The organism is Runella salmonicolor (genome assembly GCF_024158025.1).
GTDB classification, from domain to species: Bacteria; Bacteroidota; Bacteroidia; order Cytophagales; family Spirosomataceae; genus Runella; species Runella salmonicolor.
This window is the reverse complement of sequence record NZ_JAMZEL010000001.1, coordinates 381,628-406,766: the sequence shown is the minus strand read 5'-3', so window position 1 is coordinate 406,766 and position 25,139 is coordinate 381,628. Positions and strand designations below refer to the sequence as shown.

The following is a 25,139-nucleotide window of genomic DNA, read 5'->3' as shown; positions in this document are numbered from 1 at the left end:
AATGATGTGTCAATTATGCGTCGTTATGTCCTAAAAAAGGCCCTTTTTTTGCTCTGACGAATCATCAAGATTAGCTTTCAGGTAAATTTTAAAAGTTTTTTTTGTATTCCTAAAAGTGTTTTTAGATAAATGTTGGTTATCGTAGTGTTGGTATATTTTTATGAGGTCTTTTGACGGAACAACGACCCCAAAATAGTTAAGATTAGATCATTATGCGTTTATTTTCTATCACACCACACACGAATAAATCTACCACTGACAGTCACGGGGTTATTGCGTTTTTGGTAGCTAATTATCCTCGTCTTCTTGGGTTTTTTGTTTTTTTTGTGCTCACCATCGGGTTATCTTCAAGGGCGGCGCTTGGCCAAAAAAAAGTTGATAGGTTTTTAACCCTTAAAGGGCAGCCCCGTTTGGATAGCCTAGAGCTATACTACGTGTCGGTGTGGGAAGATATGGACAGCACTACGGCCTTTAAAGAAATAAATTCTGTCAGAACCTACGCTGAAAAAACCAGAGATGAATTGCTCGCGGTCTATTCAGAATATTTAAAAGCGCGGTACCATCTCAGGGGGATAGAACGAAACTTGAAAATCGTTTACCCTTACCTCAAGGCTATTCAGGCAAGATTGAACAAACAAAAACCAAACGCGCTGACGGAGCGCCTGAATGCAGATATTGAGCATTTTTTGGGGGCAATTTTATACATCGAACGTACCAACACGGTTAAGGGAATTACGCACCTTCTTTCGGCAGATTTGACCTATCGAAAACTAGGGTACGAAAACATCCAGTTTGCCGACCGCCTCCTCGCGCATTTGGGCCTTTATTATCAGGTAGAAGTGGGTGATTATAAAACAGCCATGGGATATTTTAAAGAGGCTGAATCGTATATTCATAAAGACCCTATCGACAAGTACCGAATTGCTTTTTACAAAGATTACGCAAATTGTTTTGCCAGACTGAAGCAGTACGACAAGGCTATTAAGTACAATAAATTGGCGATGGCGCAGATTCGGTTGAAAAGAGACAGTCTTAAAGTCGGTACCATCAGCGGCAATATCGGGGAAATTATCCTTAATGAATTTGCCAACCCTATTGAAGCGGAGCCTTATTTTCACAAAGAATTGCTGTATCGACAGCGCTATAAACCCCATGGAATAGACGATATTGCCAAGGTGTACGGAAATCTGTGTCAGGTGGCTGGGCTCAAGAAAAACCCAGAAGAAGTGTTAAGCTATTTTAATAAAGCACTCAAAACCATTGAAATGTATGAAGACACGGTTGACCGGCATAGTATCTTGATGTCTATCTATCGAAATCGAATGGCGGCCGATACGCTTTTGGGGGACTATAAGAGTGCCTTTCGTTACGAAAAATTATACTATGAAGAGTTGATGGCTAGCTTGCGTCATAACTTGAGAGTGGCTACTTCGGAAGCCTCCATTAAGTTTGACGTTGAAAAAAGCAGGCTCCGGGCCGAGCTTGCCAACCAGCAAGCCCAAAATTCGCGCTTCTGGGTGTTTGTCATTTCATTGCTACTGTTGGTGGCGCTGATTGGGGGGTATTTCTTGTATTTTCGACAACGTGCCAAGAAGGAGGAGCTCGCCCAACGCTTGTCTTTTGAACAAAAGGAAGCCGAACGTTTGGCGGAGTTGGACTTGCTTAAAACCCGTTTTTTTGCCAATATCTCCCACGAATTTCGAACCCCGCTGACGCTCTTGGTGGGGCCGTTGGCAGATTTTCAGAAAAAATACCCCGCCGAAGCCATGATTCCAGTCATGCAGCGAAATTTGGGCCGGTTGCAAGCGCTGATTAATCAACTGCTTGATTTGTCGAAACTCGAAGCGGGCAAGATGGAGCCGCAGATTCAATACGGTGATTTGCCGCATTTTTTTCAGTATTTGTTTGCCTCGTTTGAGTCACTGGCCCAGAGCAGAAAGATTATGTTTCAACGCTCACAGAGCCATGAATATCAAATGGCTTATTTTGACGAGGATAAATTGGAGAAAATTGTCACGAATCTGCTTTCCAACGCCTTTAAATTTACGCCAGAAAACGGCCGCGTAACCGTCGAAATTGCTTATGTATCGTCTGCCGAAGCTTTTGGGGGGGCATTGATTACCATCACCGTGGCCGACAGTGGTATCGGTATTGACCCCCAACGGCTGCCGCGCATCTTTGACCGTTTTTATCAGGTTGATGATAGCCAACGACGGGATTACGAGGGTACTGGTATCGGGCTAGCGTTGGTGAAAGAGCTAGTAAATGCCCTTCGTGGGACGATTGAGGTAAAAAGTACTTTGGGAAAAGGGACGGTATTTGTCGTTAACTTGCCTTGCGACCAAGCCCACTGGGGAGACCGAGTGCTCAATGCCGAGGCCAATCAAGTACGTCAAAAAAGCCCCGTTGTGTCTTTGGTTGAAGAATCCAAAATATTGCCTCTCGCCGCTGCTACGGCCGATTTGCCCATTTTATTGATTGTGGAAGATAACCCAGACTTACGCCAATACGTACGCAGTGTTTTTGGTGGCCGCTATCAGATAGAAGAGGCGCAGGATGGAGAAGACGGCTTGAGAAAGGCCATTGAATTGGTGCCCGATATTGTGATTTGTGATTTGATGATGCCGCGCCTCGATGGCCTGGGTTTTTGCAAAGCGCTGAAAACAGATTTGCGCATCAACCACATTCCAGTGGTGATGTTGACCGCCAAAGCAACGCTCGAAGATCGTTTGGAAGGATTGGCGCTCGGCGCGGATGATTATTTGGCGAAGCCCTTTAGCACGGACGAACTTCAAATACGGGTCCAAAACTTACTACAACAGCGGTTGGTTTTACAACAAAAATACAGCCAAACGGCCTTAGTGGCCGAGTCACTCCCAATGGCCGAAGTGGTGCCTTCAATGGATGAACTGTTTTTGGAAAAAGCACTGGGAGTCGTAGAACATAATAGCGCCGACAGTAGTTTTGATGTAGAGGCTTTTGCCGAGGCCATGAATATGACCTCGGTGCAGCTAAGGCGTAAATTGAAAGCCCTGACGGGCCAAACCGTGACGGTGTTTGTGCGGAATTATCGCCTAGAAAAAGCGGCGGAATTGCTGCGAAGCCGGGCGGGAATGGTATCAGACATCGCGTACCGAGTAGGTTTTGAAAGCCTACCGTATTTCTCCAAAGTATTTCAGGAAAGGTTTGGGAAAGCGCCGTCGGAGTGGCATTAGAGAAGGCGATTGAAAACAAAATGATTATGAATAAGTACAAGTGGTCAAGGATAATTCTTTTTGCGCTTTTTTGTTTTATTATCTACGAAGGCTATCCGCAAGAGATTATCTTATCATCTGACCAAAAGTTGCCTATCAATATTACAACTTCCATAGAGATTTTCAAAGACTCCTCTGCACGGCTGAGTTTAGCGCAGGCAATCACCAAAAACTACCAAAAGTCTACCAAAGACCACTTTATTTTCCCTTATACCAACGATGCCTTTTGGGTAAGATTTAAACTTAAAAACCCCAATTCTCAAAACAAAAACTGGTTTTTGGTGTGGGGGAATCCCTTGGTTGAGCAGCTTGATTTTTATATCTCAGATAGCACAAACCAGCGTTTTTTGCACAAGCAACAAAAAATTCTGACCCGTGAAAAAGAGCGAAAAATGATTGACCAAGAACCCAAATTTGCTTTTGAGCTAGGCCCGCAACAAACCAAAACGGTCTATATTAAGCTCACTAGCAAGCGCGGGCATTATGGTAATTTGAGAATACACTCCGAGGAATCGTATTATAAATCCCGACTGAATGACTACGCTGGTCAAAGTTTTTTTAACGGACTGGTTATTTTTCGCCTTTTTTTGGTGGTTTCGCTGAGCCTATTTGTTATTAAGGACTTGCCTTTCAGGCTTTACTCTCTGCATACGGTCATCAAGACTTTCGCGTTTTGGGGCTATTTGAACATCGCAGGGCCGTGGTTTACGGACGACCCCGACTTGGCAAAAAAAATAGATTTTATCTTCTACAACTCTGTTACCATTGGTGCAGGCATCTTTGTTTATTTTACACAAATTCGGGGACGGCTACCCAAAGTTCACAGTATTGTTGCCCTCACTATCATCCTTGTTACAATCTTTGAAAGTGTCATCATTTTTGTTGATTACCAATGGTATTGGCTTAAGATAGGTGTATATAGTATCATCGTGTCGGCAATCTATTTTTCGGTCTTGTATATATATTGCATAGCCAAGAAAATCACGGTCGAAAAATACTATGCTATCCCTTTTATTTTGGGTTTACTAAGCTATGCTTTGCTCTATATCAGGCTCTTAGGATGGATTGAATACGAGCCGCTCTATTCCATTGCCTACCTTTTATTTTTGGGGGAAATTTTCGTTTTTGTTATTTTCTTGGGAAGAATCTTTAGAAATACCGAACAAAATAAACGCCTAGCCGAACAACAATTAACGTTTAACCTCGAACAGTCGGCCCGCCTCAAAGAGCTTGATACCCTCAAAACCACTTTTTTTGCCAATATTTCCCACGAGTTTCGTACCCCGCTGACGCTCATTTTGTCGCCGCTGAATGACCTGCAAAGGGAGTTTCCTAAGCGTGAAATATTTCGCATCATGCAGCAAAATGCCGAGCGACTGTTGGCCTTGATTAACCAATTGCTTGATTTGAGCAAATTAGAAGCAGGCAAAATGACGGTAGAGATACAACGGGCTGATTTGTCGCAGTTTTTGCGGCAACTGCTCGCTTCGTTTGAGTCGTTGGCGCAAAGTAAAGGCATCGTTTTTCAATACGAACAGAGTCATCCTACCCGAATCGACTATTTTGATGCCGACAAACTCGAAAAAATCGTCACCAATCTGCTTTCAAATGCCTTTAAGTTTACCCCTGAAAAGGGCCGAATCGAAGTGCGGGTAGATTATACCGAACACGACTGTATCATTAAAATCAAGGACAGCGGCATCGGGATTGCGGCCGAACGCCTTCCCGTCATTTTTGACCGATTTTATCAGGCCGACCAAGGTAATAATCGAAATTTTGAAGGAACAGGCATTGGTTTGGCGCTGGTAAAAGAATTGGTGGATGTTTTGCGTGGCCGAATTGAGGTGAAAAGTGAATTGGGGACAGGGAGCACTTTTGTGGTAACATTGCCCTGCGATGCCGCCACTTGGAGGCAATATTTAAACAAAAACGACTTTGTCGGAGCGGTTGAAAAAACGACCATTTTTAAAGAGGCCATTGAATACCCAACCGATTCTTCCGTATTGGAGGGAGTGGCTATGGCGCAGATTGGGCTTGATTTACCCATTTTGTTGATTGTGGAAGATAACCCTGACTTACGCCAATATGTGCGCGGTATTTTTGGCGAGCGCTATCAGGTAGAAGAAGCGCAGGATGGAGAAGAGGGATTAAGAAAGGCCTTTGAGTTGGTGCCCGATATTGTGATTTGTGATTTGATGATGCCGCGCCTCAATGGTTTTGGGTTTTGTCAAGCGCTAAAAACAGACCCGCGTACCAATCATATTCCGGTGGTAATGCTGACCGCCAAAGCAACGCTCGAAGACCGTCTGGAAGGATTAGCACTTGGGGCCGATGATTATCTGGCCAAACCGTTTAGCTCAAATGAACTCCAAATACGGGTGCAAAACTTGCTGCAACAACGGCGGGTTTTGCAACAAAAATACAGCCAAAACGGAGTGTTAACTAACCCGCTGCCCGTTGCCGAAAAAGAGCCTTCGATGGATGATGTATTTTTAGAAAAAGCACTAGGAGTAGTAGAAAGTAATAGCGCCGACAGCAGTTTTGATGTAGAGACTTTTGCCGAGGCCATGAGTATGACCTCGGTGCAGCTCAGGCGTAAACTAAAAGCCTTGACGGGCCAAACCGTGACGGTGTTTGTGCGAAATTATCGTCTGGAAAAAGCGGCAGATTTGCTGCGCAGTCGAGCAGGAACCGTATCCGACATTGCCTACCAAGTAGGTTTTGAAAGCCTGCCGTATTTCTCCAAAGTATTCCAAGAAAGGTTTGGGAAAGCGCCTTCAGAGTGGCATTAAAAAGGCTATTTTGTAGCGAAAAGTGGAAAATTAGGAAGCAAAAAAAGGGTTGTCTCAGACTTTTGAGACAGCCCTTTTTATTGAAAATGGGCGTTTAAATCGTTTTTTGTAGACCTACTTAGGCGCTCAAGCCAAGGCTTAAATGTTGTCTTTCCAGTATTAAAAAAAGCCTTAATTCTTCAAAAAAAGGCTTTTTGTTCAAAATGAGTAAAAGAAAGTTCAAAATGAGGAAGAGAAATCGACTTCTGTTCTGAGGGCCTCTGTGTCCTTTTTTTTTTCGGTCCAGAATGAGGAAGAGAAAGTCCAGTTTGTGCTAACACTTGGCGCGCAAAATCGGCCAATTTTGTCTCACTCACTCACCCAAAGAGTGACGTGTTTTCCTAGACCATTTTCAGAACCATACTCAATTTATGAAGACTACGTATTGAGTCGCTCTTCATTATGGCGAGCCGAGATCGCCTGACGATGCAGTAGACCATGCGTTTTATTACAACAAAACATGAAAAAAATTGTAACTCTTCTGCTCAAGGCAGTGGGCGTTTTGGTGGCCGTTGTTGGTCTTGTCCTGCTGTTTGTCAACTTCCGAGGTGTACCTTCTTACGAAGTCAATATACCCGAAAACATCAAAAATGTAAACGTAGAAATAACCCCCGAGCGGGTGGCACGTGGCGAGAAAATAGCCCTAGTGATGTGCAATGCCTGCCACGCCAACCAAGATAACCGACTGGTAGGTAAGCATATTGCTGATTTGCCAGCGGAGTTTGGTAAGGCTTATTCGCTCAATATCACCCAGGATGGTGAAGATGGTATTGGGAGCTGGACCGATGGCGAAATCATGTATTTTCTCAAGACGGGAATCAAACGCAACGGGCAGTACGCACCCATTATGCCCAAGTTTCCGCGCATGGCCGACGAAGACTTGAAGTCAATCATTGCCTACTTACATTCAGACCGATTTCCTGTGCAAGCTACCAAAGGGGAGGGGCATGAGCAGGAGCCCAGTTTGTTGCTTAAAGTGCTGACCCATACCGTAATGAAACCCATTGAGCCAGTGACGGAACCGATTTTGGTGCCTGATTCTACCGATAAGGTGGCGTTTGGAAAGTATATCGCCAACGACCTCATTGCGTGTTACGCCTGCCATTCGGGCGATTTGGCCAAGGCAGACCCGCTTCATCCCGAAAAATCGTTTGGCTTCTACGGAGGCGGCATCAAAATGCCCGATTTGGAAGGTAAAATTATTCCTACCGCCAATTTGACCTTTGATGAAGAGACGGGTATCGCCAAAAAATACAACGAGGAGCAGTTTGTGCACGCCGTTAGATTTTGCAAAAAACCTGACGGGGGCATTCTGCGCTACCCCATGCAGCCTCACATTACCCTAACTGACTACGAAGTCAAGGCCATTTTCGCCTACCTCAAAACAGTCCCCAAAATCAAAAATAATGTCAATGTACTCTAGGTGCGCCTTTTCGGAGCCTATTAACAACCTTTCGTGGTAGAAAGAGGGAAAGTCGGGGGGCGATATTATAAACTAAAATCAATCCCCGCTTTTCAGTTCTCTCCCAGAGTTAATGAGCCTATATCACCCTTAGCATTTTCTTTCTACCAAATGAAAAAACTCTTTTACTTCGTCGTGACTTTGCTCACGAGTCAACAACTTTGCGCCCAGATCAAAACATGGAATGGCTCCGTAAGTACTGATTGGTACAACGCCGCCAACTGGACTCCCTCCGCTGGTGCAACGGCCGGTGCTCCTACGGCAACCGACAATGTCTTTATCACTATCGCAAGTCCGGACCCCATCATTGCGTCGGGAAATGCCGTAGCGAAATCCATCAATATGGATGTGGTGGGCAGTGCATTGACCATCAACAGCGGCGCAACATTGACGGTTTCTACGAACGGTGGCGATGCGGTCAGTGTAATAAGGGGCACGCTGACCAACAACGGTACCCTTTCGGTTACCAACACTGCCCCTTTTGCTTCTGGTCTGGAAGCGATGTCTTTGACCACCGGCGGAACGGTAACCAATAGTGGGGTATTGACCCTCAACGGAGGAGAGAATGTGGCCCTCAACATTGCAGGAAGTACGTTTACTAATCAATCGGGCGGAAATGTTACCTCAAACGGGCGGGATGTGATGCGCATGAGTGGTTCGGGTACGAGTTTTACCAACGCCGCAGGAGCGACTTTTACGGGAACGGGTACTAATTCGGGGATTTTTGCCCAGCCTGGCTCAATTACGAATGCAGGAACAATGGATATTACTGGTTCAATAGAACTCTATAATTTAGCAGTTTTTACTAATTCGGCGTGCGGGAAGTTCAAAGTAACTGGCGCTTTCTTCAACCAGTCGGGCAGTTCCCTCTCCAACGCAGGTTTTTTACACGTTACGGGGTCATTATCCAACAATGGCACAGCAACCAATACGGGAGTGGTGAAGTCTGCGTCGGGAACGATACCCAATTCTGGTAACGCTTCGGTAAGAGTGAATGATACGACCACGCCTATTTTTACCTACGGCGGCACTTTCAACGGAATCATCAATGGGATTTTTAAAGATCCAGCAGCCGCCACTTCGGCTGGAACGTTTACAGCCCCCAATACCTTTGTAGGGGATAATACCTTACCGCTGGGTTCGCAAACCCTCTATGCGCAAATTACGCTCGGAGGCAGTTGTATATATATAGTTCCTTTTTTGTTTTTTTATACATCACCGCCCGTTTTTACCACTCATCCAGCCAACGTGGCGGTATGCAGCGGATCTCCTACCTCGTTTACGGTGGCCGCTACCGATGCCGTTTCGTATCAATGGCAAATCAGTACCAACAACGGCAGCAACTGGAGCAATCTTTCTAATAATGCAACGTACTCGAATGTAACGACCGTGACGCTGAATATCAGCAGCTCAGCTGGGCTGGGCAGCTCTATCTATCGGTGCGTGGCCACGGGTGCTGGTGGAACCACCAACTCAAACTCGGCCTCTATTACCCTCAATCCAGCCACTACTCCGCCTTCGACGGGGACCATTACCTGGACGGGAGCGGTCAGTACCGATTGGAATACGCCCTGCAACTGGTCGCCAGGTAGTGTGCCTACGGTTGACAATGAAGTGCTTATCAATAACGTTGCGAATGACCCCGTGATAGCCTCAGGAACCACGGCCAATACGGGCTACATCACCCTAAGTACGGGAGCTGTATTAACGGTGAACAGCGGAGGGGTTTTGAACGTGAGGGGCAACACTAACGATGGCATGAGGCTTGTTGCTGCCACCTTTACCAACAACGGTACGACGGATATTCAACGCTCTGGAGGTTTACCCTTTGCATCAGGAGGGATTTATTCACAAACGGGTTCTGCAGTAAACAACAGCGGAACGCTCACTGTTAATTCCAATGGAGCTCCTTTTTCAAATGGCGGAGGAACGTTTAATGTAACTAACAACAGCGGTGGGGTGTTGAGTGTCATCAATGGTAATGGGTTTACTTCCACTGGAGTATCTACCAATAGAATTACGATAACAAATAATGGCACGATAAATAGTAACTGCAACTCCATAAGTGGATTCTATTCTTTCATAAACAATGGCATTGTAAATATAAACACTGGAGGGATTACGGTTGCGAGTGGTAAATCATTGACCAACAATGCCTGCGGTAAAATAGTCGTAAGTGCGGGGAATTACACCAATGCTGGACCTACCACTAATGCGGGTTTTATCCATGTAATCAATGAAATATACACAACTTCAACGTTTAATAATACAGGAATACTGAAATACGGAACCGTTGCGGGGACAACCAATATTTCAAACACGGGTACGTCGGCAATCATTGTTAAAGATAGTCCCACGCCTATTTTTACATATGGAGGCGCTTCCTACAACGGTACCATCAATGGCATTTATACTGATGCGGCAGCAACAAATTTGGCGGGTACATTTACACCTCTAAATTCTTTTGTGCCAGATGCAGGCTTGCCCATCGGTTCTCAAACACTTTATGCCAAAATCACACCCAGCGGTGGTGCCTGTTTTTACATTGTCCCGTTTGTGTATGTGGTTTTGCCAACCTTTACTGCTCAACCTTCCAATGCCACAAAATGTTCGCCAGAGGCGGCATTTTTTACGGTGTCAGCAAATCAAGCTACTTCTTACCAGTGGCAAGTAAGCACGGATGGCGGCACCAATTGGACCAACATCACGGCCAACGCTATCTATACCAATGTGACCACTACCACGCTGAATATCAGCAATACGGCAGGCTTAAACACCTATCAGTACCGGTGCGTAGCAACAAACTCTGGCGGCTCTGCCAATTCCAATGCCGCCCTTTTGACGGTAATAACGGGCGTAAATACGCCGACTGGTACGCTTACTTGGACGGGCACTTTCGGGACAGATTGGAGTCAAGCCTGTAATTGGTCGCCAGCCAGTGTGCCCGCAGTAGGCAATGACGTAGTCATTCCCAATACAACCAACGACCCCATCATTGGGGCATCAATAAATGCGTTGGCTAAGTCGGTAGAAGTTCAGGCTGGAGCTTTGTTGACTGTTGCCGCCAACGGCAGCATTACCGTAAATGGCTCCAAAACGGTGTCAAGTATCGCCGCGGCGTTTCATAACATCGGTACAACCGAAAACAACGGGATAATTAGTATCGGTACTACGACCAGCTCAGGAACCAACGGTTTGTTAAATAAGGGCACCTTTAACAACAATGCCGCCGCTGAATTGAGAATAGATAATGCCACTTCGGCGGGTTTAAATAATAATACGGGAACGTTTAACAATGTGGCCAAAATCATTGTAGGCTTCAACGCAAGTACGGGAAGTAGCGGAGTGAGTAATTCAAGTACGTTTAATAATCAAGCTACTGGGGAAATAAGAATAGATCGAACGACCAATAGTGGGTTTGCCAATAGTGCTGGAACGACTAATAACTACGGAAAAATAATCATCGGAGCCAATGCTGCATTGACTAATAATGGCTTTTTAAATGATGCTACTTTTAACAACAATTTGGGCGGAGAAATTACGCTCGACAGATCAAGCGGCTCTGGGTTGTTTGTAAGATCGGGGACATTTACCAATGCGGGAAAAATAACCTTGGGCTCGATAGCAGCTATAGGAAGTTCTGGGATGCTGGTTGATGCGACATTTACCAATACTGCTACGGGAGAAACCACCATCACAAATACGAGCACAGGAATTTACAACAGGAGCGGCACCGTAAACAATGCTGGGCTCATCACCTTGACCTCTTCCCCTACTGGCCTGAGAAATTCCGTCACGTTTAACAATCAAAGTTGCGGCAGATTAAACGTATTGAATGCGTTAAACAATGACGTAGGAGCAAATTTTACCAACTTGGGGTATGCATTCGTGGGAGGTAACGTATCGGCGAGTGGTTCATTTACCAACAACGGTGTTTTGATAAAAGGGTCTTTTTCTGGCACCATTATCAACGCCACCAATCCTTCGTTGATTGTCAATAACAACCCCACCAACAGCACCATCTTTACCTATGGAGGTACGTACAACGGCATCATTGACGGCATTTTTACCGACCCCAATGCTACCGCTTCGGCTGGGATGTTTACCTCTCCAAATACCTTTACGCCCTCGGGAGCGTTGCCAGGAGGCTCACAAACCCTCTACGCCAAAGTTACCCCAAGTGGCGGTTCCTGTTTTTACGTAGTTCCATTTACGTACGTTGTGACAATCCCCGCCCCAGTTTTCAGCGTTCACCCGAGTAGCGCAAACAAATGTGCTGGAGTAGCAACTTCGTTTACCGTAGCCGCTGCCAATGCCTCATCGTATCAGTGGCAAATAAGTACCAACGGAGGCAATAATTGGGCAAACGTTGCTGCATCGGGAATTTACACCAACGTCACAACCACAACCCTCAACATCAGCAACGTAACTGGACTCAACGGCAACCAATACCGCTGTGTGGCCACGGGGGCAGGAGGCAGTACCAACTCAAACGTGGCAACGCTGTCTGTAATTCCAGCCACCCTGACTTTGGTGAGCCCTACCGACGACATCAACACCAACGCAGGCACCAAACAAGCTGCGCAAACCATCACGGCCACCAACAAACTAACGGCACCCGCCAGCGTAATTTATCAGGCGGGCAATGCCATCACGCTTAGCCCCGGTTTTGTGGCAGACAACGGGGTAATCTTTCTCTCCCAAATAGGAGGGTGTAATTAGTCTTGAATTGTTTTACCCTACTTTTTTTCAAAACGACCGCAATAGTAAATAATATGAGTGTACAATCATTTATTCCAACGATTGATAGTGCGGTGCATTTGCCGCGCTTTCAAACCAAAGAAGGCGAGCGGGCCATCGACCCGCGCCGGATTGTGTACCTGAGTGCGCAGTTGAATTATACACTGTTTTATTTAGATGATGGCGAACAGGTCCTGACGTCGTTGTCGCTGAGTAGCTACGCCTTGCTGCTTGAAGACTACGGTTTTATCAGGGTACATAAATCCCATTTAATCAACGGCTATCACTTGAATAGGTGCCGCCTAAACCTCAACCGGGAGCTTCGCTTGCCCAATGGTAAGGTAATCGAAGTGGCGCGCCGGCGCCATGTAGGGCTCAAAAAAAGGATAAATAGTCAATCGGGAAAATTCTCACAAAAATCGTTTTCTCTCACTCCATAATATGGATAGAAGGGGTCTTGTTTTTCGACCCATTATCCCCAACTTCTCTACCCATGTTTAAATTTTACTATCCATGAAAAACTATTTGCAATCATCAAGGGCTTTGACTGAAAGCCTTTACCTGAAAAAAAGGCATTCCATCTCCTTCGTATTCCGTTTTTTGTTTTGTTTAATGTTGTTTTCTCAGTTAGTAAAAGCGCAATACGTAACTGCTGATATTCAGCCAGATAATTCTGGAAAAGTAACAGGAATTGGTATCAATCTCAATTGCTCTAGTTTTTGTACTGGGTATGCAAATGGGCAGGCAACCATTTTTTTTTCCCCAGCGCCTGAGCACTCTTTGGTCAGTGTAGTTGGATATAGAATTACCAATAGTCAAGGCAATCAGTCCCCGATAAATACTACCAATGGTAATCTTGGTACGCAAGACTGGTATTATGGGGGGGCACTCACTGCTAATTTTACACCAGCGGCTTCTGAAATAGACGTACGAGGAAATGATTTGATTATCCCCAGCGGTGACGTGACCCCAACAGTGAATGATAATACCCATTTTGGCGTTCAGTTGGCCTCGACTGGCTCACACGCCCGACTATTCAGAATTTATAATACGGGTACTGGAGCTTTGGGGCTTTCGGGGAATCCCAGAGTGGCTATTACGGGGGCAAATGCGGCTGATTTTCAGGTGACTACACAGCCTAATTCAGATATAGTAGTTGGAAATTCTTCAATCAACTTTAGTATAACTTTTGCGCCTTCAGGTTTAGGGAATCGTACCGCAGTGGTTACGATTATCAATAGTGATACCAACGAAGGTACCTACACATTTAATATAGCAGGAACAGGAGTAAATGCGTTACCTGATGTAAATGTTGTAGGAAATGGCCAAAACATTACGCATACAGATAGTAGCCCTGACACCGAGAATAATACTGATTTTGGTTCGCGAAGCATCGGTTCGGGGGCAGTTGCCAAAACGTTTACGATTGAAAACACAGGTACTGGTTCGCTAGACTTGAGTACAGGGGTAGCTATTTCGTTTGGGGGAGATGCCGCCGCTGATTTCTCAGTAGTTGCGCAACCAACTTCGCCGATTGCCCCAAACGGGAACACAACGTTTCAGGTAGCCTTTGCTCCATCGGCAGTCGGTACAAGAAATGCGACGCTGTACGTCAATAGTTTTGCCCCCACCGAACACCCGTACAGGTTTAGTATCAGAGGAACAGGGACTGCGGGCTGTACTCAAGTAGCCACCACTACCCAAAACATGACATGGAATGGAAGTGTGAGTAGTGACTGGACAAACCCCTGCAACTGGACCCCTAATGGCGTACCCACTCAAACCAATCCCGTTGTGATTTCTAATGCCGTACCCGTCGTCATCCCCTCAGGGACAAATGCTGCGGCCAAATCAATAAGCCTCAATGGCGGTTTCGGCAATAAAGCTTCGCTGACTATCAGTCAAGGTTCCGAACTGCGTATGGGCAGTACAGAATCTACGGCGACTAAGTTTAATATGGTGCAGTATGCCACTGTAACCAACAATGGCTTACTCATTTTTGAACAAAGTGGCGGCGGTGGTGTCAATAGTACATTTGAGATGGGTTTCGACGACAACATTTTCCATAACTACGGGGCAGTTGTGATCAATTCTACTAATTCAACCCCTATTCAAATTGGCAATAATGGCTCCAATGGTCCCAGCGCTACCTTCAACAACTACGCGTGTGCTACTTTTGTCAATTATGCAGGGCAGATGTTGCTGAATTCCATTGGGGCCTCTATTTTTAACAATGCGGGGCTTTTCAGAACATCGGGAAATTTGGCGATAGTAGGACCGTTTACGAATCAAAGCGGGGGCGTGGTATTTGTTGGAGGTACGCTCCCTAACAATCCAATCACCTCCAGTGGGGGTTCGGTGCGGGTAAATAATAACCCAACCAACACGACTGTTTTTACTTATACGGGCACATATACTGGCACAGTCAATGGCATTTTTACGAATGAGGCTGCTACTACCTCGGCGGGTACTTATACCCAAGCTACCAACCTCTTTAACCCTTCGGTAGGATTGCCCACTGGCTCACAAACACTGTATGCCAAAATCACGCCAAGCGGTGGAGCTTGTAATTATGTTGTGCCGTTCACGTACCAAAACGGCTGTAGCCAAGTAGCCACCTCCACCGAAACCATGACTTGGACAGGCTCAGTAAGTACCGACTGGGCGAACCCTTGTAACTGGTCGCCGAATGGTGTGCCAAGTGCTACCAATGCAGTAACCATTCCTGCTGCGACCAACGACCCAATTATATTATCGGGGTCTATGGTGGCGAAGCATTTACAAATAACTGGCTCGGGAGCGAGCCTCACCGTCAATAACGGTGCCAGCCTTACGGTTTCATCTACGGAAGGGGCATTGACTTTGGTCAATAATGGACTTTTAACCAACAGGGGTACTATAAATGCAACCAATAGCAATCCAAACTTTGTTAGTACCTACGCTTTGGGTTTAGGCAGCAATACAACCTTTGACAATTATGGCACTGTAAATTTAACATCTTCGCAAAATACAGGATTAGAGGTAGGCAATGGCAGTACAGTTCATAATTATACAGGTGGATTGATTTCAATAGCGGCCCGTGGCGGAATTAGAGGTGAAGGGCCATTCATTAATGATTCCGGTGCAACCATTTCAATTTCAGGAACTAACTCGGCCATTCAATACAACGGCTCAGTGAGTAATTCCGGTTTAATAGAGGCAACCGGCCAAATAGAGGCCAATAGCGGAGCACAAATCAATAACAATGCCTGCGGAACAATTAAGATTACAACGGACTATTTCAATGGACTTTTGGCCACTACTATAAATAATGGTTTCATATTAATAGGCGGCACGTTGCATAGTCCGTCAGGAGGTACTTTTACCAACAATGCTGTTCTGAAATACGGGGCTTTGAATGTTTCGTCAATTTTAACCAATTCGGGTAATGCTTCAATCGTAGTCAATAATACCCCAACCCCAATTTTTACTTATGGTGGTACATACAATGGTACCGGCAGCAGCACCGTCAATGGTATTTTTACCAATTCCACAGCAACTGCTTCAGCAGGTACATTTACAGCACCAATTACTTTCGTGCCGGATGTTTCGCTGCCGGCTGGTTTGCAAACGCTTTACGCCAAAATCACGCCGAGCGGCGGGGCTTGCTTTTATGTAGTGCCGTTTACGTACAATAACACCTTTCCCGAAATGAACGTCAAAGGCAACGGTGTCAGCATCAATGACAATGACAGTTCCCCAAGGACGGCCGACAATACAGATTTTGGTGCGCAGTTGGTCGCTTCGGGTACGGTTGTTCGTACTTTCACCATTGAAAACACGGGTTCCGGGACATTGAATCTTTCGGGTAGTCCCTTGGTGAGTATTGGTGGCACAAATGCGGGAGATTTTACGGTGACTCAACTACCAACCACGCCCGTGGCAGCCACCAATGGCACCACCACTTTTCAAATCACCTTTGACCCTTCGGCCGTTGGACTGCGCACTGCATCGGTGAGCATCGCCAATAATGATGCCGATGAAGACCCTTACAACTTTAGTATTCAGGGAACGGGTGCTGCACCTGCCGACTACACCGTCACCACCACGGGCAACAATGTAGTCATCACCGACGTGACCGGCACAGGCGAAACGCTGGACATCAGTGAAAGTGGAAGTAATATTCGTTTTAACGTAACGGGCAAAACCTATAGCATCGACGGGGGCGCTGTAACGGCCTTCACCACTCCCGCCGATGTAGCCCTTACGGGCAAAACGAGCATCACGGTCAATGCAGGCGTTGGAAACGACATCATCAACGTGGGAGCCTTTACGGCCAACCTGCCCAGTCTGACCATCAACGGCGGCACGGGCGATGACCAGGTGAGAATGAATGGCGACATCACTTTCGCTGCCAATGCCAACCTTGACCTTGATTTACAAAACGACGATGCAACGCCTGGCACCGATCAGGTTTCCTTTACGAACAATGCCCATCTAATGCTCTCCGGCACCGGTGCCGCCGTAGTAAAAGTGAGCCGCAACATCGCCTTTAGCAATGGCACTGCTTCACTCGAAACGGTCAACGGCAATCTTACTCTGGAAGCCAATCAGCAGGCTACTGCCAGTACTGGTAACTTTGTCGGGATATCGATGTTTGGCGCTACCGTACGGGTCAATGGCACAGGAACCCTGACGGTCAAAGGTAAAAGTGGCAACGACTCGGCAATCAACCAATATGGAGTACTTGTACAAAATGGAGGATTGATCAGTGGCGGTACCAGCGCTACTGCTACCATACAAGGCTCAGTGGGCGCTGCATCAGCTAACGCCAATATTGGTGTGTACGTGACGGGTACCAATGCCCGCATCACCTCTTTGGGTGGTAATGTCTCGGTTGTGGGCCTCGGAGGAAGTACGGGGGCCACCTCCACTTGTATGGGGGTAAGTGTGACCACGAATGCCAGCATCACTGCAGGTGGCAGCGGCACTGTGACCGTGAGTGGCACGGGTGGCGCAGGCACAGGTAACTTTAATGCAGGGGTTTATGTAGCAGGTTCGGCAAATACTTTTATTACATCCTCTGGTGGAAATGTGAGTGTAACCGGAGTGGGTGGTGGCACTGGCTCAGGTGCCCACAATTACGGTATTTGGATGGAATTGGGTGGCCAAATCACGGCCGGTGGTAGCGGTTCGGTTACCGTGCAAGGCACGGGTGGGACTACCCTAGGAAACAACAACTACGGAATTTTAATAGATGATGCCAACACCCAAATCACCTCTGGTGGTGGCAATGTCAGTGTAACGGGGCAGGGTGGTGGCTCGGGTGGTTCTACCCATAGTTTTGGTGTTTTTGTCCAAAATGCGGCCAAAATTACAGCTAGTGGTACCGGTTCTGTAAGTGTGAGTGGTACTGGTGGTAATACAACGGGAGGCAATAATCACGGGGTGTACGTGACTACGAATAGCGCCCAAATCACGTCTTCGGGTGGCACTGTCAGCGTAAGCGGGCAAGGCGGTGGTACTTCAGCGGGTGACACTAATATAGGTGTTTTTGTACTCGCCAGCGGGTCAATTTCATCAGGGGGTACAGGTGTCGTAACAGTAAACGGCACCGGGGCAGGCACGAGTGGAAACAGTAACTATGGGGTATATGTTTTTAACGCCAATTCAAGCATAGGCAGTACCAATGCAAACATCAACATCACGGCACAAGGTGGGGGGGCAGGCACTTCCGTAGCTAACCAAGGCTTGGCTATCGTTGATGGTGCTCAGGTAATAGCAGGCGGTAGCGGTAACGTAACCATACAAGCCAACGGTGGCGCAGGTACGGGGGGCGGTTCCAATGTTGGCCTCTATATGCAGAATATTGGCACCTTGGTCAGTTCGTCGGGAGGGAACGTAACGATAAACGCAGTAGGCGGCGGCACAGGTACAGGCACCAATAATTACGGAGTCAATATGATCACCAATGCGCAGATCAGTGCCGGCGGCAACGGCACGGTATCCGTAACTGGACAAGGTGGAGGCGGTTCCGGAAGCGGTAATATTGGGGTAAGAATGTTAAATACTGGTACTCAAATCACTTCAAGTGGCGGCAATATAACCGTCACTGGCATCGAAGGCAACGGGTCGAGTGGCATTGGCATCAGTCAAACACTTTCGGCGGCCATCACTACTGCCACCAATGGCGGTAACATCACCCTCATCGCCAACAGCATGGATTTGGGTGGCACCGTCAGCACCCAATTGCTTGGCAACACCACCCTGCGGCAATACACCAACAACGTACCAATCAACCTGGGTACGAGTTCAAATACCATCGGTGGGCCGCTGGGCCTCAGCGATGCTGAGTTAGATCAGGTTACCACGGGCACCCTCCTTTTTGGCAACAGCAACAGCGGTAACCTCACGGTTTCAGCAGATATTACCCGCCCTGCCGGCACCAATGTACAGCTCGTCAGTGGTGGCGATGTGCTGATGAGCGGCGGTGAATTCAATACCGGCGGAGGTACCTTATTGCTCGACCCCGGCACCTCTCCCAAAGCCGTGAAACCTACTTTTAACGGCACCGACGTCACGGCAACTACCCTTTCTTTTGCCGGTGATTTACAAATTGCCCTCAATGGTGCCACACCGGGTGATGGTACAGGCAGTACTTATACTCAACTCAAAGTGGCAGGTGGGGTGAACCTTACGGGCGTAGCTTTGCTTTTTGATGGCACTTATGTACCGGTGGCGGGCAATACGTTCACCCTCATAGACAATGATGGCTCCGATGCCGTTACGGGAACATTTGCCGGTCTGGCAGAAGGGGCAACCCTTGCCAATTTCCGTGGAAGCGGCTTAAATGCAACCATTAGTTATGTAGGTGGTTCGGGCAATAATGATGTGGTGATTGCGATCAATAATACCAACCCCACCATCACAGCCGGTGCCACCGTTACCCGTCAACAGAGCAATGCCGGTTCAATGGCTACCATTGCCACGGTCAGCGACTCGGAAACTCCCGCAGGAAACCTGACCGTTACGGTCACCACTTTACCAGCGAACATTACCGTTACGAACATCACCAATGTTGCCGGTACGGTCACCGCTACCGTAGCGGCCAATTGCTTCGCTGAAATTGGCAATAACACGGTGGTGTTGACGGTGACCGATGCCAACGGCGGCACGGCCACGGCCAATTTTACGGTCGATGTGACGGCAAATACGCCACCCACGCTGACCTACAACAATGCCTTCTTCAGCCCAGGCGCAGGCGGTACGATTCTTCCGGCTACTGGTCCGGTTGATAATGGCGCGACCCAAGTTTTCCTGCAGAGCGTTTCTCCTTCCCCATCTCCGGCCATCATCACGGTGAATAATTTAACCGGTGCAGTGTCTGTGCCTAACACGATTCCCAGTGGCATATACACCATCACGGTCGTTGCTTCGGATGTATGCACGACTGCTACCGTTGTTCCCATCACGCTGAGTGTGCAACCAGCCGACTACACCATCACTACCACGGGCGGCAACGTAGTCATTACCGATGTGACCGGCACGGGTGAAACCCTTGCCGTCAGTGAAAGCAGCGGTAACATCCGATTCAACGTCGCGGGTAAAACGTACAGCATAGATGGTGCGGCAGCGCAGTCGTTCAACGTAACGCCAGCCGATGTGCCGCTTTCCGGCAAGACGGGTATTACCATTAATACCGCCAATGGCAACGACATCATCAATGTAGGTGCTTTTATGTCTATCTTGCCCTCCCTGACCATCAATGGGGGTACTGGCGATGACCAAGTGTTTATGAACGGAGACATTACTTTTGCCGTCAACGCCAACTTGGACCTTGATCTGCAAAATGATGATGCAACCCCCGGCACTGATGCCGTCACGTTTGCGTCTGGTGCTAATTTGGTACTTTCAGGTACGGGGACCGCCACGGTCAAAGTAAGCAGAAACGCCACTTTCAATACAGGAAGTACGCTTATTACGGTCAACGGCAATCTCACCGTCGAGGCCAATCAGCAGGCTATACCTACCGCCGGTAATTTTATAGGAGTGCTCATCACGGGCACAAATACCCAACTCCAAACGTCTATTAACGGCACCCTCACGGTAAAAGGCAAAGGCGGAGATGATGCGTCAGGAAGCCAACAGGGAGTCAAACTGGCGGCGGGAGGGAAAATCCTCGGCGGTGAAGGGGCCAATGCTGTTACGGTCGTAGGAACCGGTGGCGCCTCTGGCGGCAGCAGTAATTATGGTGTTTGGTTAACCGATGCCAATTCCCGTATATTTTCGTTGGGCGGACCGGTCAACGTAACCGGTACCGGTGGCGGCTCAGGAACGAGCGGCGGGAATGTGGGGGTACGAGTGACAAGCTCCGGTGAGATTACCTCTGCTGGGGGCAACGTTACTGTCGTCGGACAGGGTGGATTAAATGCCACCGGCAATTCCAATTCGGGAATTTCGGTGCAGGCTTCAGGCAAAATTACTTCCAATGATACGGGTGGCAATGTCACGATTACTGGCACAGGAGGAGGCTCGGGGGCAAGTGCATTAAATGCAGGCATTTTTTTAGCCGACGGTGAACTGTCCGCTGGTGGCTCCGGAACAGTCGATATTACCGGTCAAGGCGGTGCGGGGACTGGCATTTCCAACAATGGATTAGCCCTTGAAGGCTTAGTCACTTCGAAAGGCGGAAATATTACATTGACCGGAAAGCTCGGTGGCGGAAGCCTGGGTACCTATGGTATATACATGTCCAAACAAATGTCTGCTCCTGTATCAAGCATTCTAACCAATGTTCACGGCGGCAATATCTCCATCATTACCAACAGTTTTTACATTGTAAATGCACCTGACATCAGAACCACTGCCGCCGGCAGCGTGACCATCAAACCTTTCACCGCTGGCAAAGAGATCAGTATTTTTGGGGGTTTTGATGGGGTCACCGACCCTCTCATGCTCTCTGATCTTGAACTCGACATTATTACCACCGGAACCCTTATCATCGGTGATGCCACCTCGGGCGACATTACGTCTTCGATTGGAATCACTCGCCCGTCCGTCACTAACATACAGTTGGTGAGTGGTGGTGATATTGTCATTAGCGGAGGGAATATTAATACCAACGGAGGCACCTTATTGCTCGACCCGGGCACCTCTCCCAAAGCAGTGAAACCTGCTTTTAATGGCACCGACGTAACGGCAAGTACCCTTTCTTTTGCCGGTGATTTAAGCATCGCCATCAATGGCGCAACGGCGGGGGATGGTACCGGCAGCACCTACTCTCAACTCAAAATAGTAGGGGCCGTAAATCTTACGGGTGTAAATTTGGTTTTTTCAGGTTCTTATACACCTACTGGCAGCGAAACCTTCACCATTGTTGATAACGACGGCAGCGATGCCATCACGGGTACTTTTACAGGGCTGGCTCAGGGAGCTACCATCAGTAATTTCTTGGGTAGTGGCCTCAACGCTACGATTTCGTATACGGGAGGGGATGGAAATGACGTGGTGATTAGTGTAGCGGTTGTTAATCCTGACTATACCATCACCACTACCAGCAACAATCTCATCATCACCGACATATCGGGCAATGGAGAGACATTGGACATCAGTCAAAACAGTACCAATATTCGCTTCAACGTCACTGGGCGTAAGTTTAGCTTGAATGGCGGCATCGCCACCAACTTCCCCGCCGACGTAACCCTTGCGGGCAAAACAAGCATTACGGTCAATACCGCAGTCGGTAACGACATCATCAACGTAGGAGGGTTTTCGAGCAATCTCCCATCGCTCACCATCAACGGCGGTACGGGCGACGATGCCGTGAACTTCAACGGTAACCTTACCTTGGCCGCCAATGCCAATCTGGACTTAGATTTACAAAACGACGACGCTACCCCTGGCACCGACGCCGTATTGATCGCTTCCAATGCCGTCGTGACCCTCTCTGGCACGGGTACCGCGACGGTAAAAGCGAGTAAGAACCTGACCGTTAATACCGGTGGCAGCCTGATTACCCAAAACGGTAATCTTACCGTTGAAGCCAATCAGCAGACAACGCCCACGACGGGCGATTTTGTTGGAGTTGATGTCAATGGTGGCACACTCAAAGTAACGGGCAGTGGCCTTACACTTGTAAAAGGGAAAGGAGGTACCACTAATTCTGACCGATACGGCATTGTGGTGCAAAATGGAGGGCTGATTGAGGCAGGAAATAATTCTCTAACCGTCCAAGGAACGGGTGGCGGGGGCATTGTCAGTAACAATTATGGCGTGTTAGTAACCGACCCTAACTCCAAAATCACTTCGTCGGGAGGAAACGTGAGCGTAACTGGCCAAGGTGGCGGCAACGGCAACGCTTTTAATAATTATGGGGTGTACTTAGCATCGTCAGGTTTAATTTCAGCCAGAGGTACCGGTACTGTCACCGTGCAGGGAACGGGAGGTAATGGCAGCCAAGGCTATAACACTGGCATTTATTTAGCGGCAAGCTCTGTTACTTCTACCAATGGCAATATCAGCCTGACTGGGCAAGCAGGAGCAGGAGGTGAGAGTGAATCCGGTCGCAACGAAGGCATCCTTTTGGACTTTGCAAGTCGTATTTCTGCCGGTGGTACGGGCAGTATATACATGGAGGGAACAGGTTCGGGCAGCGCTGATGGGTTTAATTACGGCATTAATATAGAAGACAGTAATTCTCAAATTATCACCAATAACGGGAATATTCAGCTTGTTGGGGTGGGTGGAAACGGTACGGGAACAGCTACTGGAGATTCAGGTATAAATGTGGATGGGCCCATCACTGCCGGTGGAACGGGTACTATCCATTTACAGGGCACAGGAGCTAGCAAACCGTTCAGTCATGGGGTGATTATTGAAAGCCCTGTTACTACCAATGACGGCAACATCACGCTGATAGGTGTTGGCGGTGCTGATGCTACTGCCCAATTTGGCAGTTATGGGGTAGAAATTGTTGGCACGGTTACGGCAGGAAACGGTAAATCCATTATCGTTCAAGGAACGGCTGGAAGTTCTACGGGGCTTTTCAATGCCGGAGTGTTTATCGGCTGGGCCGACGCGCTCAGCAGTACTACGGGCGGTACTATTCAGGTGACAGGAATCGAAGGAGGCAGCGGTACTGGCATACTGATGGAATCAGAAGGGGCTATTTCTACCCTCACCAACGGTGGAAATATTACCCTCATTACCAATAGCCTCGATATGTCAGGCACTTCTGCCATCAGCACCAATACAGCGAGCAGCGTAACCGTGCGGCCTTATACCAACGGAGTGGGCGTTGAACTTGGAGCATCTAGCAATACCCTCGGTGGTCCACTTAGTCTTACAGATGCTGAACTAGACAGAATCACCGCAGGAACCATCAACGTAGGTAATACCAACAGCGGAGTAATTACCGTCAGCGCGGCCATCAGCCGCGCCGTTAATACCACCTTCAATCTAACTTCTGGCGGCACAGTTAATCTAAATGCTTCATCACTCAATACCAACGGTGGAATTTTAAATATCAATGCAGTCGGAGGGATTAGTCCCACTGCTGCCGGGATTGATGCCAGCGCCGGAACGGTTGCCTTTACCGCAGGGAATGACCTCAATATTGTTATTAACGGTACCACGGCAGATACAGATTATCGCCAATTGAACGTAGCGGGCAGTGTGAATCTGACTGGCTTAGATTTGGTACTTAGTACAATCAATGCGTTTATTCCGCTAGGTGGGGCAACATTTACGATTGTCAACAACGATGGCAGTGATGCCATCATAGGTACATTCAACGGCTTGGCAGAAGGCGCCACCCTTGCGAATTTCTTAGGAAGCGGTTTGAGTGCGACAATTTCTTATACGGGAGGAACGGGAAATGACGTGGTTATTACCGTTGTCTGTCCTGCTTTTGCGGCACCAACGGCTTCGGTTACAGCTCAACCTGATTGTACTACGCCAACGGGAACGATTGTGGTAACTGCTCCAACTGGTGGAAATATCCAATATAGCGTAGGGGGGACGTATCAATCTAGTGGTACTTTCAGTGGCTTAGCGCCTTCCACCTATTCAGTAACGGCGAAAAATACTGCTTCAGGTTGTATTTCAGAGGCCTTGAGTTTAGTTGTAAATACCGTTCCCGGCGCACCGACGCTGACGGATGTGACGCTAACGCAGCCCACTTGCGGGGTTCCGACGGGGACAGCGGTGGTCAACGCCACAGGCTCGGGCACTTTGGAATATTCTAAAGATGGCATGGACTGGCAATTGAGCAATACATTTTCAATGTTGTCCCCTGCCAACTACACTTTTAGCGTTCGTTTGCAGAGCAATCCTACGTGTGTAACAACGTCGACTTCGCAGACGATTAATACCGTACCAGGCGCACCGACGCTGACAGGTGTGACATTGACGCAGCCCACTTGCGCGTTGCCGACGGGGACAGCGGTGGTCAACGCCACGGGCTCGGGCACTTTGGAATATTCAAAAGATGGCATGAACTGGCAATTGAGTAATACATTTTCAATGTTGTCTCCTGCCAACTACACTTTCAGCGTTCGTTTGCAGAGCAATCCTACGTGTGTAGCAACGTCGACTTCGCAGACGATTAATACCGTACCAGGCGCACCGACGCTGACAGGTGTGACATTGACGCAGCCCACTTGCGCGTTGCCGACGGGGACAGCGGTGGTCAACGCCACGGGCTCGGGCACTTTGGAATATTCAAAAGATGGCATGAACTGGCAATTGAGTAATACATTTTCAATGTTGTCTCCTGCCAACTACACTTTCAGCGTTCGTTTGCAAAGCAATCCTACGTGCGTAGCGACGTCTACCTCGCAGACGATTAATACCGTTCCAGGCGCACCGACGCTG

Annotated in this window: 6 protein-coding genes; all 6 read left to right on the top strand. The window is 48.0% G+C overall.

What is annotated here, in order from left to right; translation table 11 throughout:
* Nucleotides 1-212 precede the first annotated feature (212 nt).
* On the top strand, nucleotides 213-3,215 hold the full coding sequence (locus NCI00_RS01780; RefSeq protein WP_253524366.1) for an ATP-binding protein: 3,003 nt from the start codon (nucleotides 213-215) through the stop codon (nucleotides 3,213-3,215).
* A gap of 26 nt (nucleotides 3,216-3,241) precedes the next feature.
* Nucleotides 3,242-6,046, top strand: coding sequence for an ATP-binding protein (locus tag NCI00_RS01775; RefSeq protein ID WP_253524364.1), 2,805 nt, complete (start codon nucleotides 3,242-3,244; stop codon nucleotides 6,044-6,046).
* A gap of 499 nt (nucleotides 6,047-6,545) precedes the next feature.
* On the top strand, nucleotides 6,546-7,508 hold the full coding sequence (locus NCI00_RS01770) for a c-type cytochrome (RefSeq protein ID WP_253524362.1): 963 nt from the start codon (nucleotides 6,546-6,548) through the stop codon (nucleotides 7,506-7,508).
* A gap of 150 nt (nucleotides 7,509-7,658) precedes the next feature.
* Nucleotides 7,659-12,269, top strand: a complete 4,611-nt coding sequence (locus tag NCI00_RS01765) for a beta strand repeat-containing protein (RefSeq protein ID WP_253524361.1) — start codon at nucleotides 7,659-7,661, stop codon at nucleotides 12,267-12,269.
* Between the two features lie 53 nt (nucleotides 12,270-12,322).
* Nucleotides 12,323-12,727 carry a LytTR family DNA-binding domain-containing protein gene (locus tag NCI00_RS01760; protein WP_253524358.1) on the top strand — a complete coding sequence of 135 codons (405 nt, stop codon included), beginning with the start codon at nucleotides 12,323-12,325 and terminating at the stop codon, nucleotides 12,725-12,727.
* A gap of 73 nt (nucleotides 12,728-12,800) precedes the next feature.
* A partial coding sequence (locus NCI00_RS01755) for a choice-of-anchor D domain-containing protein (RefSeq protein ID WP_253524356.1) occupies nucleotides 12,801-25,139 on the top strand: 12,339 nt, incomplete at its 3' end.